Origin of the sequence: Rhizobium sp. 1399 (assembly GCF_031455475.1) — a bacterium.
In the GTDB taxonomy this organism is placed as follows: Bacteria; Pseudomonadota; Alphaproteobacteria; order Rhizobiales; family Rhizobiaceae; genus Rhizobium.
This window is the reverse complement of record NZ_JAVDSU010000015.1, coordinates 38,284-52,010: the sequence shown is the minus strand read 5'-3', so window position 1 is coordinate 52,010 and position 13,727 is coordinate 38,284. Positions and strand designations below refer to the sequence as shown.

General features: G+C 57.7%; 14 protein-coding genes and 1 pseudogene. 5 read left to right on the top strand and 10 right to left on the bottom strand.

All coding sequences use genetic code 11. From position 1 onward, the window contains the following. Positions 1-274 precede the first annotated feature (274 nt). The 8 genes and pseudogenes from J2X71_RS32095 to J2X71_RS32060 all read right to left on the bottom strand — a co-directional run bounded on the left by J2X71_RS32095 (position 275) and on the right by J2X71_RS32060 (position 6,696). Positions 275-796 (bottom strand): hypothetical protein, encoded by a 522-nt coding sequence (locus J2X71_RS32095; protein ID WP_310388754.1) that lies wholly within the window; start codon positions 794-796, stop codon positions 275-277. Beyond that, complete coding sequence (locus J2X71_RS32090) at positions 797-1,771, bottom strand: hypothetical protein (RefSeq protein WP_310388752.1); 975 nt, start codon at positions 1,769-1,771, stop codon at positions 797-799. A 161-nt stretch (positions 1,772-1,932) separates the two neighbouring features. Continuing rightward, on the bottom strand, positions 1,933-2,796 hold the full coding sequence (locus tag J2X71_RS32085; RefSeq protein ID WP_310388750.1) for a hypothetical protein: 864 nt from the start codon (positions 2,794-2,796) through the stop codon (positions 1,933-1,935). Positions 2,797-3,109: 313 nt separating this feature from the next. Further along, entirely contained in the window at positions 3,110-3,304 is a 195-nt protein-coding gene (locus J2X71_RS32080) for a hypothetical protein (protein ID WP_310388749.1), read from the bottom strand. A gap of 150 nt (positions 3,305-3,454) precedes the next feature. Beyond that, positions 3,455-4,397, bottom strand: a protein-coding gene (locus J2X71_RS32075; RefSeq protein ID WP_310388902.1) for an IS630 family transposase whose coding sequence is annotated in 2 segments (ribosomal slippage) — positions 3,455-4,061 and positions 4,060-4,397 — 945 coding nt in all. Because the reading frame shifts where the segments join, the coding sequence is not laid out codon by codon here. 71 nt (positions 4,398-4,468) lie between these two features. Beyond that, on the bottom strand, positions 4,469-4,726 hold the full coding sequence (locus tag J2X71_RS32070) for a TetR family transcriptional regulator (RefSeq protein ID WP_310388747.1): 258 nt from the start codon (positions 4,724-4,726) through the stop codon (positions 4,469-4,471). A gap of 117 nt (positions 4,727-4,843) precedes the next feature. Next, positions 4,844-6,027, bottom strand: a pseudogene (locus J2X71_RS32065) (acetyl-CoA C-acetyltransferase). 12 nt (positions 6,028-6,039) lie between these two features. After that, positions 6,040-6,696: a 3-oxoacid CoA-transferase subunit B gene (locus J2X71_RS32060; protein WP_310388746.1), complete on the bottom strand. Its 657-nt coding sequence runs from the start codon at positions 6,694-6,696 to the stop codon at positions 6,040-6,042. Between the two features lie 55 nt (positions 6,697-6,751). Between J2X71_RS32060 and J2X71_RS32055 the strand changes: the two genes are divergently transcribed. Further along, positions 6,752-7,132, top strand: coding sequence for a hypothetical protein (locus J2X71_RS32055; protein WP_310388744.1), 381 nt, complete (start codon positions 6,752-6,754; stop codon positions 7,130-7,132). A gap of 29 nt (positions 7,133-7,161) precedes the next feature. Then, complete coding sequence (locus J2X71_RS32050; protein ID WP_310388742.1) at positions 7,162-8,049, top strand: DUF4365 domain-containing protein; 888 nt, start codon at positions 7,162-7,164, stop codon at positions 8,047-8,049. Positions 8,050-8,394: 345 nt separating this feature from the next. Here J2X71_RS32050 and J2X71_RS32045 read toward each other — a convergent pair whose 3' ends face one another. Further along, positions 8,395-9,333 (bottom strand): hypothetical protein, encoded by a 939-nt coding sequence (locus J2X71_RS32045; RefSeq protein ID WP_310388739.1) that lies wholly within the window; start codon positions 9,331-9,333, stop codon positions 8,395-8,397. Between the two features lie 96 nt (positions 9,334-9,429). Continuing rightward, a complete protein-coding gene (locus J2X71_RS32040; protein ID WP_310388737.1) occupies positions 9,430-11,148 on the bottom strand; it encodes an amidohydrolase family protein in 1,719 nt (572 codons plus the stop codon). 270 nt (positions 11,149-11,418) lie between these two features. Here J2X71_RS32040 and J2X71_RS32035 point away from each other — a divergent pair, with 270 nt between their 5' ends. The 3 genes from J2X71_RS32035 to J2X71_RS32025 are packed head-to-tail and all read left to right on the top strand — an operon-like array spanning position 11,419 to position 13,542. After that, positions 11,419-12,267, top strand: a complete 849-nt coding sequence (locus J2X71_RS32035) for a DUF3800 domain-containing protein (RefSeq protein ID WP_310388736.1) — start codon at positions 11,419-11,421, stop codon at positions 12,265-12,267. A 25-nt stretch (positions 12,268-12,292) separates the two neighbouring features. Then, positions 12,293-12,772: a hypothetical protein gene (locus tag J2X71_RS32030; protein WP_310388734.1), complete on the top strand. Its 480-nt coding sequence runs from the start codon at positions 12,293-12,295 to the stop codon at positions 12,770-12,772. 17 nt (positions 12,773-12,789) lie between these two features. Next, positions 12,790-13,542, top strand: coding sequence for an Abi-alpha family protein (locus J2X71_RS32025; protein ID WP_310388732.1), 753 nt, complete (start codon positions 12,790-12,792; stop codon positions 13,540-13,542). The last annotated feature ends 185 nt before the right edge of the window (positions 13,543-13,727 follow it).

Sequence of the window (13,727 nt, the reverse complement as noted above, 5' to 3'; positions counted from 1 at the left end):
TTGCCTTGGGTCGTCGTCCTCGATGCCTTAGTCATCGCGCAGTTCGTCGAGTCCGCTCAGATACCTATTAGCAATAGTGCAACGATCATTTTTTGCCCGCCCTTGGTCGCTTGAAGTCACTTCGAACACGCAGCAAGTGGAAGCGCAACGGCAAGGAAATGTTCGCTACATTGCAGAACTCGTTTGAGGATCTCCGCAGCGAATAAAGATCGAGAGCGCTCACGCGGTTATGTACCGACCGTGCCATAGCAGCCTGAATGCAAAGCACCCAGCTTCATCCGCCCAAGGCTGTTATAAGCTTGGCGATGGCGCCGAGCACGCTGTTGGCCAAATTGAGTTTATCCGTGTCGGCCTCTATTCGATCGGCAAGGCTTTGGAGCTGCTGAGTGGCCGTGAGGATTTCACCGATCGGTGCGTATGCAGCCTCACTTTGATCGAGCGCCAAATTGGTGAGCCGGTCTAGCTCTATACGGAGCGCGTGATAGGTCGGGGCATAGTAAGCTTGCAGAAGATGATTGCTTGGATTCTTCGCGAGCGTTGCTTCAATCGCCGCCATGCTTGCAAGTACTGATTTTGTTGCTTCGGCATTGCTAAGTCCTGCGTCCGTCACTTTTGCAACGTCAGTAAGTTCAAAGCGCGCCATGTCTTTGTCGGCACTGGCCTGGGGGCTGGAAAACGCGGCTAGAATGTCAAGAGAATCTGGAAGCAATGATCGACGCACGATCCTGACCTGCCTCAAAAACCTCTCCCGGGCCGCGCGCTTTATTTTTTGCTGAGATGGAGCCGACTTAGCCAATTACTTCTCCTTCTTGGCTGCGCTGACCAAATCAGCCAATGCATCCGTGAGCGACAGCAATTCGCGGATATCGGCGTTCGTGTCGGGGCTCTGTTGGGCCAATGCATGGTGAGTGACTGCGATCTTCTTGAGAACCGGCCCCGACCGGTTGGCAGCCTCTATCGCCGCCTGCGCCGCGATCTCCTCGTCGATACCGGCAATCAATCTGTCGTGGACGGCGCCACGATCTTCTGTTTCGTTGAGAATGACCTTTACGTTCGGACCGGTCGGATCAAATTTTTCGCCATCGATGCATCTGAAGGTGTCGGGTGGCGTGTCAGTCCCTTTTGAAACGACGATTTGCTGAATCCGCATGTTTTCCAGGTTCACGTCACGAGCAATTTTGTAGTCGTTCAAGGTCTTTTGGGAGGCTCGCTCAACCTTCGACATATCGGTGACGAGCTGAGAAACGAGTTTCTGCAGGGAGGGATCGGTCACCGCAATTATCGAATTCACCTGGCGCGCGTAGCGGTCCTGAATTGCCAACCCGACACCCTTGCCGACAATTTTTCCGATCGGAGCGACGAGGGGTGCAGCTGCTGGTGCCGACGCAGCAACTAGACTGGTCGCGGTCACGATAAGGTTGTTCGCCGCGTCGGCGAGCTTATCAACGCCACTTTGATCCGTCGCGGTTTTCAGCGCCGATGCATAGGCCGCCAATGCCTCAAGACGCTTTATCCTGAAAGCGATTTCCTCCGGTTTGATGGAAGACTTCGGCTTGGTGACAGCCTCCCACTCGTCTCCGCACATGTATCGGCCGGCCTGCGCTTCTTTATCGTATAGGAGCGCAATACTGGCGTTTTCGACACCGACTTGCCTCACGACTGTCACCCCCGCATCGACTGCCGTGCCAAATGCGGTGACTTTTGTCGTTTCTGGCAGCGACGCACATGCCGCCAGGCCAGCGGGCAGGAAGATTGCCAACCAGGATTTCATGAGTTCGCCCCTTTTTCGCCACAATACACGCTTTGAGCGAAATGGCTAGGAGGGAGCGTCGCGTAATGTGTGAACGAAAGACGTGATCAACCGCCGGCTTCCAATACCGTTTGCCAAGAGTCTTCGGGCAAACCAGACTCGGGGCGATCCCCAAGTTGCTTCTACTTGACCGACCGAGAATATGCGTCGAACAGGACGACAGGCCTCTTCATCCATCCCCATCGTCTGCTCTTGTATTCTTGATCCCCGCCGGGACAATGCACGTAGGCATCCAGCGCCACTTGAATATTGTTCCCAGCCTTACGCGCCCGGTCAGCTGCGCACTGACCTAACTTGGGTCTCGTATTCCAGATCCTCGCCACAACGAGCGCCAGCCTTACATCACCCCCACTGGCGGCATATGCGGGCTCCCAATATGTGTCGAGCCAATAGTTGAGGACCCACTGCTGCGCGTCCTTGTATCGCAAACCATGAAGCATCCATTTGCGAAAGGTCGCATCGCTCTTGATCTGGGCGTAGGTTCTTCCCTTGCGAAGGCCTTGAGCTAGTTCTGTCATCCGAGACCGCTCTGGTGTCGGCCCGATATCACTATGCTGAGCCACAATATAGTCTATGAACGTCGCCAACTGCGCCCTATCGAGATGAGGCAGGCCTACTCCTCCGACGAGATAGCTCATCAGATGTTTGCCGCTTCCTCGCGTTGGTCCCTGCCAATTGTCGCCCGCCGGATCTGCGAGCCCGCTCATATCACCTTCGATCCCCCATTTCCCTGCACCTAAGGCTAAGGACAAGAGTCCAATGGAGCGCGTGTCCGCCGGGTAGCTGCTGACGAGCTGTTGGACGAAATCGGTTGGAAGCCGCTCGCCTTTTTCTCTGTCATCGGCTGTCGGACTCCATCGGCCGGCGTCGAGCACCCTGTCAACTGTGGCCGACGACAACTCAGCGGACGAGAGCGGGCCAGCCATGGTACACGCGAGAACTATTGTCGCGATCGACGGGGTAAGATACCTGAACAGCGATGACATACGAACCTCCAGTTTCAACAGGATTTCGCTAGGTTCTCCTCGACCGAGAGGTCAAAGCGGACACAAAGACACCTGTCGACTTGCCCGTGCCCTTGGGTGTGAAATCCGGGGGAATACGGGATATTTGGCGATGCCTGGAATATTCTATGCGCAGCCAAATCAATGCAGATACGTTCCGCTCTCGGCCTTCACAAAAGCAAAGATAGACCCTTTTGTTCGGATAATACAATAATAAGTTGTCTCCGCACTCGCTCGAGCAGTTGCGGTGAGCCATGCGCAATCGGATAAGGTGATGATCGCGGTCAGCGTCTCTCTATGTCTTCGCCAGTGTCAGTGCAGCTTTAATGCCACCTTCAAGGATTTCGATCGCCTTGGAAGAACCGGGGATGGCTCGCACAATCTGGAGCGTGCCGACCATCAGACTGAAGATCGCCATTGCGCGTTCATGCGATGAGGTTGATGACGTGGCTGGAAGATACGACGCGAGCGCTTCGATGTAATTCGCCACTCCAACCTCATAGGCCCTACGAGTGGAGTCCGGCTGCCGCCCGATTTCGGGTAAGAGTGCAGCCGAGGAGCAACCATCTTCTCTTTTTTGCAAATGGGCAACATTCAGATAGCCGCGAATGATGTCCTCAATCCCTAGAGCACGTCCATTTTAATCGGGGTCATATCCGGCTGCTGCGAAGTAGTTTGCACATTCCTGCGGCTTGAAGAGCGTGACGATTTTGTCGACGGTATCCCACAAGGCGTCAACGGATCGCTCGGCCTTTGCCCGCAGAAGCGCTTTAAGTTTGGAAAAGGCCATTTCAATCGGGTTGAAGTCGGGACTGTAGGGCGGGAGATAGAGCAGCCTGCCGTCAGCAGCTTCGATGGCCTGGCGGACACCGTCGGCTTTGTGAGCCGGCAGGTTATCCATGATGACGGTATCACCCGAACTGAGCGTTGGCACGAGAACCTGTTCGATGTAGGCCAGGAATGCCGCACCGTTCATCGGGCCGTCGAGGACCATCGGTGCCGTCATGCCGGAAAGCCTGAGAGCGCCTGTAAAGGTCGTGGTTTTCCAGTGTCCGTGGGGAACGGCCGACCGACAGCGTTGTCCGCATAGAGATCGCCCGCGCAGTCGCGCCATCTTCGTGGAAAGACCGGTTTCATCGATAAAAACCAGCTTGGCGGGATCGAGATCGGGCTGGCCATCAAACCAGCCCTGACGCCGGCTCAAAAGGTCGTCTCGCTCCTGCTCCAATGCATGTGCGGTCTTTTTTAAAGGTCCAGCCCCGCTTGCGAAGCCACACATCAAGAGCACTACGGCCGATCGATACAGATTTATCCGTGCTCAAGCGCAGAACCATCTCGTTGAGCGTGATGTCCTTCTCCACATCGATCAGGCCAATGATAAATGCCTCATGCGCATCCAGCCTGGAGCCAGAACGTCGGCCTTGTTTGCCTGCGGTCAGTTGACCCTGTCGCGCATTGGCGATCCAGGCAATGGCCGTCGAAATCCCAATCCCAAACCGCGCCGCTGCCGAGCGTGCAGACATCCCGTCTGCAGAAGCCGCCAGAACACGGCTGCGAAGATCATCGCTTAATGCACGTGACATCCCTATCTCCCTGATTCGAAGACAGGGAATCACGGCAAACAGCGACTGTCATCTCAATTCCGATTCCGCGTTCAGCGGACGCGCTCTAGGTCCGCCGTCTGGGCCTGCTCCAAATTCGCAAGCTGATCGTTCAGAGCGCTTACGATGGTCTCTCTTACGAGAGCTTCTTTCGATTCAAAATGCCGATAGAAGGCCCCGTTTGTCAGGCCGGCCGCCGACATGATCCCTGCCAGGCCCGAAGCCGCCGCGCCTTCGCTGCGAAAGCACTTGGAGGCGACATCAATTATTCGACGCCGCGTGTTTTCGTTGTGACCGTTTTCAAAGCGCATCTAATTTCTTCCGTAATTGGTCGCCGCCTGCGACCCTTGTGCAATCTGGCTCACTAGCCTAGGTGCGGACTGGGTGTAGCAATTCAAATCCCTTCACCAGCACAAGGGCGTGAATACTCAAAGCGCCTCGAAACACATAGCGACACCCATACCGCCACCGATGCAGAGCGCGGCGAGGCCGCTCCTGGCACCGCGACGTTTCATCGCGAACAGCAGCGTGTTGAGGATGCGTGCACCGGAAGCCCCGATCGGATGGCCGATGGCGATCGCCCCGCCATTGACATTGACGATCGAAGGATCCCAGCCAAGGTCCCTGTTGACCGCGCAGGACTGAGCGGCAAAGGCCTCGTTGGCCTCGACGAGGTCGAGAGATCGCCGGCAGACCAGCCGGCCTTCTCCAGTGCCTTGCGCGAAGCCGGGATCGGTCCCGTCCCCATGACCTGCGGATCGACCCCGGCCGTCGCCCAGGACACGATGCGGGCAAGCGGCTGGATGCCGCGGCGAGAGGCTTCCGCCTCGCTCATCAGCACGGCGGCGGCAGGGCCGTCGTTCAGGCCGGAAGCATTGGCGGCGGTGACGGTGCCATCCTTGTCGAAGGCAGGACGAAGCTTGGCCATCGCCTCGATCGTGGCGCCATGGCGGATATATTCGTCGGCATCGACCGTCACGTCGCCCTTGCGCGTCTGGATGACGAAGGGAACGATCTCGTCCTGGAAGCGGCCGGCCTTCTGGGCGACTTCCGCCTTGTTCTGCGAGGCGACGGCGAACTGGTCCTGTTCCTCGCGGGTCAGCTACCACTGGCGGGCGATATTCTCGGCGGTGATGCCCATGTGATAGCCGTAGAAGGCATCGGTCAGGCCGTCCTTGATCATGGTGTCGATCATCTTCATGTCGCCCATCTTGACGCCACCGCGTAAGTGCGCTGCATGCGGCGCCATCGACATGGATTCCTGGCCGCCGGCGACGATGATCTTCGCATTGCCGAGCGCGATCTGCTGCATGCCGAGGGCGACGGCGCGCAGGCCGGAGCCGCAGAGCTGGTTGACGCCCCAGGCCGTCGCCTCCTTCGGCACGCCGGCCTTCATCGCCGCCTGCCGGGCCGGGTTCTGGCCCTCGCCGGCCGACAGGACCTGGCCGAGGATCACCTCGTCCACCTCGCCGGCATCGACGCCTGCTCGCTCCAGCGCACCCTTCACCGCCGCAGCGCCAAGCTCATGCGCGGGAATTGTGCCGAAAGCACCGTTGAACGAACCGACAGCGGTGCGCGCTGCGCTGGCGATGACAATTGAACGTTTGGACACGGGTCTACCTCATCAGTCGATCAAGTTGATATCAAATGCAGCTTCCGTCTTTGCCTTGATCTCGTCGGTCGAAACCCCGTCGGCCAGATCGATCAACGTCAATTTCGGCGCGCCATGGCGGGCGACACGGAATATCCCGAGGTCCGTGATAACAAGGTCGGTCACGCTTCTGCCGGTCAGCGGCAGGGTGCATTCCTTGAGCAGCTTGGGTGGTTCCCCTTTTACCACGTGCTCCATGACGACAACCACGCGCTTGACGCCGGCCACGAGATCCATGGCGCCGCCCATGCCCTTCACCATCTTGCCCGGAACCATCCAGTTGGCGAGATCGCCGTTTTCAGAAACCTGCATGGCGCGGAGGATCGACAGATCGATATGTCCGCCCCGGATCATCGCAAAACTGTCGGCGGAAGAAAAATAGCTGGTTTTCGAAGGTTGCGTAATCGTCTGCTTGCCGGCATTGATCAGATCCGCATCCTCTTCCCCTTCAAAAGGAAAGGGGCCCATTCCAAGCATGCCGTTCTCGCTCTGGAGCGTGACCTCCATCCCCTCGGGAATGAAGTTGGCAACCAGCGTTGGAATGCCGATCCCGAGATTGACGTAGAAGCCGTCCTGCGGCGGTGGGATGACGTTTGGGGAGAGCGCCACGAACAAGCCACGGCGCGGCATTACTGTCGACCGGCATCCCCGACTCGCGGAGATGCGCAATAGTCGTGTAGCGTTGATGATGTCGATGCCGCTCGCCGCTTACGCGGCGTCCGTCATCGCGGGCCAGCCTAACTGGGCCGATTATTACCGGCTGCTGGAAGATATAGCAGGTGAGCGCGGGACAACGCTCGACAAGCTGACCGATGTCGGGTTGGCCAAGCGACCTGCTCTCAATGCGTTCAAGGCGGCCGCCAATAATCGCGCGTTCGGTCGGCATGGCGCGTCGAAGCGCGACACGACGATCGACCAGTCGACCTTGATGAACCTGCTCGAGGCGCTGGAATTTGTCCGGGGTGTTGTGACCAAATGGCTTGATGCGCAATGTGGTGACGTCATGCCAACAGATCGAGTGGATGGCGGACCGCTCCGGTTCGGCCTTGACGATGATGATGAATGATCGCTCGCTGCGAGGATAAAATGTAAGTCATGGCAGATACGTTGGACCAGACTGATCGCGAAGGCATTCATGCTGTGGGCCTGATATTCACCCGGCTCAACTGGATTTTCCGCGAACAACCGACCAGCGACTATGGAATCGATGCGCAAGCGGAGAAGCGCAATCCTGACGGTAAGGCTGGCGGCAAGCTTATCGCCTTGCAGATCAAATCGGGGCCTTCGTATTTCCGCCCGCGCGGTGACGGCTTTGTCTACTATGGCGAGGCCCGCCACAGAGAATATTGGTCGAACCACTCGCTTCCGGTTTTCCTGATTCTCCACAATCCGGAAACCAACGTCACGCTTTGGCAGCGCATCGAAGAGCATTTGATAGAGGAGGGCCAGGATGGCCGCTGGGCTATCGCGATTCCGGCAGATCAAACGCTTGATGAGCGGCATGAGCATTTCATCGCTGCGGGCATCGCGTCCGACGTCGCGAGCACACGTCGCGCGCAATTGGCGCTCGATCTACCCGCCATCCGCCAATTTGCTGAGCATAGCGAAATCTATCTGCGCATCGAGGACTGGGTGAACAAGACGCTCAACTTCCGCGGCGCCGCGGCGGTTTTCAGCGAAGAGCCCGATGCCGAAGCGGACCTGTATTTCAATGTGGCGATGCCGGCCTACACCATCGACTATTTCATGGCAGTGTTCTTTCCTTGGCTCGATTGGACGCTTCACGAATATCAGGATGCTGACGACGGCGCGGGTGAGGTTGCCCTCCATATCCTTCGCGTCGAGCTATCGGACGTAGGCAAGGCAGCGCTCACCCTGGACGAATTCTATCAATCGAAGCTGCCGCCATTTCAGCCGGAGCCCGAGATCTCGTACATTCGCGATGAGCGGGAGGACGAATGGGATATCGAGGAGCCCAATTGACCATCGGCGCCGCACGCCGCCGTCGAAGCCCGCGCCTACCTTGGACGCGGTTCAGCCTTTTTGCAAAGCAGATCACGCCCGCGGAGAGTGACCAGTTCCGAGCGTTGACTTGTTCCTGATCGACCGCATCGGTCCTAGAGTTGGGCATCGTAATCGTTTGGGGCTGACTCAGAACGGCTATCGCTTGCCACGACCAGCGGCGCTGCTGCGAATGTGATCGCCACCACCACCGGGCGAGCTGTTCTGGGAATCGACCCGAGCAATCGTCTTTGAAGGCATGCGGCGGGTGCTCGCGCGGCTCGGCACCCGATATGCGGTGACCTGACCAACGTGCCTGAAGCTGGGTCACGTGAGCAAATGATTTGGATAATTCTGCTGAAAAAGTGCCTTGACGTTTTCCCACCTGTCGATTGACTTCAGCAAAGGGGCGATCTCTTGCGCATCGATAGTCAGGCGATAACGATTGTTAAGCGCCGTTCGTATAGTTGAAATAAGAGAGCGACGAACCGCAACGCAGGGAACCGGGACCGCAAGTGCCCAATGCGCGGCCATCGCAACAAAATGGGCACGGCCCAAGAAATCGACCAGGCCGATGTTAATTGCGATCGCAACCCGATAATACGACTCCGAGGCAAGAATTGCATGCCGCGGTTTCCAAATTATCGGCTCGCCCAGTGAGATCGCCGGCAACGCAGGTTTCCATTTGGCCCTCTTGCGTGCGCTGGAAGCTGCCAAACCCTCATGCAGCTCTTTGGAGCCACTTAGCGTCACCAACTCGCTATTTGCCCGGCCCATCTGGTGCACAATGCAATTGCGGGCGCAGTCGAAAAACCGAACTGCTGCCAATGATGGTCGCGCCGAATCTTCCATCGAGAGCCGAGAGAGCACCCTTTCGATCAAGTCCGAGGGCGTCGAAAGGGGCGTTGGGAGTTGCGATCGGTCAATCTCGGAGATCACTCCTTGTAGGAAGTCCTCAAAAGCGGAGGCGGCCCGAACGACACCAAGCTCGCCCAATAGCTCTGCGGCGGCGTGGCCATCGGCCGCGGAGCTCCAAATCTTGGGTTCACCCCATGGCTCCTGTCCATAGGGAAGCGAAGTCGGAAAATTGTCTTTCAGACCGTCATCCATCACTTTGTTCAACGACCCGAACAACAGCTTTACCCTTCGGTTGAACGAATTGTGGTGGTCGATCACCCGACGCATCGGCTCGCTGACAGCTCTTTCCATTTTCAATGACGTACCATTCTCGTAATTCGTTCCCAAAGAGCGTTCGACAAAGGTCAACTTTGCCAACGCAATAGGGAAGCAACATCTGAGCATCCCAGACATGCGGTTTTGAAAGCGGCCCCTTGCTTCCGTCGAGGTCGTTCAAGAGGAATCTCATCGACCGAAAATCTGGGCGACCAGGCGGGGGCTTGCGGCCGGTAACCGCGACGGGTCAAGTCCGTGCTTGGCATAGTAGCCAAGCAGTCGCTCGCGCCCGCGACTCCCGCGCTCAAGCGGCAGAAAACGCAGGGCATTGCGACGAAAGATCTTGTCACACACGTCGTCAGACAGTTTGCAGTCCGTGCGAAGGAAGGAGTTGATGCTTTCGACATAGTGATCGTAGCCGGCCTCCTTGCCGAGCATGATCCAGTCGCTTCCATAGAGAATGTGGTCGCATCCGGGGTCGAACTCGCTCAGCCAGCGTGTCAAGAAACCCGCCAGTTCCTGACGGAGCTTCGGGCCTGCCGATAGGGCCTCGGAAAAATAGCTGATGTCGGCGACGACGTTGCGACCTGGATTTGCCTTGATGAACTCGCCAAGCCGCCATTCCCAGCTCCGATCCGGAAACGGCAGTTTTTCTCGTCCGGCTGAAGGTGCATCGAATCGTCCGAAATGGGCGATGCACACCCGAAGGTCAGGAAATTGTTCGAAGACCGGTATCCAGTAAGCCGGATCACCGCGGTCTGCGTAGTCCGGGCCGGAACCGTTCGATGAATAACCATGGGCAAGGATCGGCGCGTCGAGTTCCACACACAGCTTGTAGAGGTCCAAAAGCGCCCGGTCGAGCTGCTTGTCCGGCACAAAACCGAGGAGATCCACCGTTCGGCGGGGATAGGGTCGATGGTTTCCGGACGCGCGGAAACCCATCGGCGGGTAGAGTTTCACTCCGACAAAGCCGTGTTCACTTAACGCGGCGCGGGCAGTCACCAGCGAGCTGACCTTGCTTTTGCGCGCGCGGTAGGCGACCTCCCGAAGCGGATCAAAACCCATGTAACCGTGCAGCACAGGCCCCGATTTCGCCTTCGCCAACCGTTGCGAAATGACGTCCATCACTGCCATCTGTCGTGGAAGCGGCGATTTGTCGACATCCTGGAACAGCCATTCGTCGTAGTCGACCAGTGCAGGCGTCAGCATGACCGGTTGAAAGCCCTGGGAGCTCGTATCGGATATCAGCTGATCGACTAGAACATGACGGTAAAGGCGAAAGAGGGTGAACCAGTTCAGATAGCGGCCGACCACCCCCTCCTGGATGAAGGCGCGCTGGCTGGCGGCCCGCGCTCGCGCCGGTTCGAGCGGCTCACCGGCCCTCAACGTCGTGACCGGATCACCCAGCATGAAATTCAAGAATTTTTCTGCCTTCAACGGCTTGCGTTCGCTGAGATCGTCGGGCGCCTGCATCGTGACGATGCGCCTGCTTTCACGATCGAGATTGAGCAGGTGCTGCACGGTGTCCTCGATCGCCGAGGCGCGGGCCTGTTCCACCGAAAGCGCCGAGGAACGCGCATTCTGCCCGCGCGTCAGAAATGCGATCTCATCGTCAGCGCTCGGGGCCTTGTCGGCACCAAGCAGGCGCGTCAGTAGCCGTATGAATTCGTCGGTGACGTCAGGGTCGCGGATCCCCTGGATCTGGATCCGAGATTGCTCTGGGTATTCTTCCAACACGACCTGACGCAAAAATCGCTCTGTCGGCAGGTCGGAAGCGTTGAAGACATGGCAATGGGCGTCGATGAGCAGGCGACCACCGCCTGGGGTCGTCGGGGACTCCGGTTTACAGCCGCACACAAGCGCGAGTGCAGACGCGGATGTCCGCTTCAGAAAATCACGACGAAACATGGAAAAGCCCCCAATCCCGTAGGGATGCAATCACAAGACGATGGCTGGCGCAAGATGCGCGTCTCCACATTCTCCTCTGCGCTGGGCTTAGGGGATGCTGGTCTTGCACTTGCCCCCTCTGATAGGCTGGTGACATATACGCGCGAGGAAATGAGTTAAGCCCGTTCAGATTGTGATCTATTTGAGAATGGCTCGTCGCGAGCTTCCGCGGTTTTGGTGGCCATGGCCCACGCGGCATCCCTCGATTGTCTTTTACTGTAGGAGGAAGCAGTGGCCGAAGGAGCTATCTATGTCGACGATTCTGGCAACCCTGGTGCCGAGTCCGGATCGGAGTTTCTTCCTTCTGCCCGCAAATCCTGGACCGCAGTTATCGTGCCATCCGTGGTCGCCGACCGCGTTGAAAAAGGGATGCGCATCTTTCTTGACGGCGTGCGCGGTGACTTTGGGGTCGACGAACTGCATTTTACAGAGATCTACAGCGGGAAAAAAAGATGGGCGTCCGTATCGGTCGACCGGCGTGCGGAGATCTTCAACCTGATGGCCAGAGTGATGGCTGCGGTTAGCCTGCCGATCGTCCATCAATCCGTTAGCGAATTCACGATGCTCGATCATCCGGAGCGGGCTTTCCCGGCACAGTCTGGTGATTGGAATCTGAAAAATCTATCTCATGTCGGACTGCTGATGCTGTGCTCTCAGACATCGCAACATATCCGCACTATGAGAGCTAGAAGCCCAAACGACTTTGACTTGCCTTTTCCGCTTTACGTCGATCAGGGGATCCTGGGCGCAGGGCGGGATCGCGAGCTGCCGAACTGGCAGGACGTGATTGAGGGACCGACAGCGCGCTTTCGCGATTCCGCCGATCTTCCGGGGCTGCAACTGGCCGACTTCGCTGCCTTCGTCATCAATCGAAGCCAGTGGATCGCCGCCACGAGGAAGGCAGGTCCGATTGATAAAGCCGAGGAGGTGATCCTGCGTGCCGGCTCCGGTGTCAATATTCTGAATCTCCCATTCCACCGGGTGGTCCCGGACAAATTCGGGCGGGAGTCGTACGAAGAAGCGTTGTCAGCGGATAGGGTTGCCAAAGGACTGACACCACGGCCCCTCAAAAGACCCTGAGCCAATATCGAATATGGTGAAGAATGTGACGGTTATTTCCCTTGCAGAGCAGATTGCCGCCGATTTCACGTTTGTTGCCCGGCTTGCCGGTGTGGAATTGCCGAACACCGCCATCGTCATTGAAAAGCTTCCCGCTCCTCATTTCCCCCCGCAAAAACTCCCGGCGGGGAAAGTCGCAGTGTATGTGTTTGCCAGAGGCGACCAGACCCTCAAAGTCGGGAAGGTCGGCACCAAAAGCCACGCCCGATATACGAGCCAGTACTACAATGCCGGCAATGCGACGAGCACGCTCGCCGCCTCCATTCTTTCAGACGCCGACGCCCATAGCCTGAACCCAGATGATCTTGCCGGGATGGGCAGCTGGATCAGGAACAACGTCGATCGCGTCAATTTCCTGATCGACGAAAGCTACGGCCGGCATGTGCTTGCGTTGCTCGAAGCCTTCATCCAGTGCAAACTGGAGCCGAAATACGAGGGCTTCAAGAGCCGGGCTGTTACGGCCTGAGCGAGGATGGGGAAACGATGAGTATTGATCCAAAGACGGCCATCGCCGCGGTTGAGGTGGCGGGCAAAGTGGCTCCAAGGACCGTGGAGCAGATCGACCGATTTGGCGCTGATATCCTGAAGACAGTCCGTCTCATCACTGCTCCGCTCCAGTTTGCTGCAGCGTGGCAGAACCGCTTGGAGGGGTACATAGAACGGGCGATCCGTCAGGTTCCCGAAGCCGAGCGCATCGCGCCGCTTGAGTCGATTGCCTTGCCGATCGCCGAAAAACTTCGATTTCAGGCCGAAGGCGACCCCATCACCGCGCTCTACATCAACCTGCTTTCACGCGCGATGGACGGCCAGCGGGTCGGAGAAGCACATCCAGCGTTTTTCACGGTCATCACGCAACTGGCACCGGACGAGCTGCTTTTCCTCAACGACGTCGCTATGCGCGAGGAGGCAATCATCATGGCGCCCCGTGGGCGCAAGGTCTATCCACCGCCGTCTGAACGGGATCGCCGGCTCATCGAGCTCGACACGCCGCCTCGCATTGTCGCCACCATCAAAGAGATGATGTTCGGGTACGAGACTCTCAATCAGCCGGAGATGTTCCCCGTCTATCAGGAGCATCTGCAACACCTCGGGCTGATCGAATATTCAAACGTCATGGAACCGATCGCCAGGGATCTTCGATTGATGAGGGAGCCCGGCACCGGAATGACACTGTTCTCAATCCAGCTGACCCAATTCGGAAAGCTGTTCCTCAAAGCCTGCACGCAAGAGCGCTAGCGCTCTGCTTCTCTGGTCTCCCATCACGGCCTGTTGCGCAGCCGACTTTGGCTTCAACAAGATCGGCGATTGATTTTAAGATGGCAGATCGATATTTTATGTCCTGTCGTCAGGCGGACCAGACGATGAAGAACATGAGGCAGTCAAAACTGCCCGAACAATCTCCAAGCGGTAAAAAAGCCGCC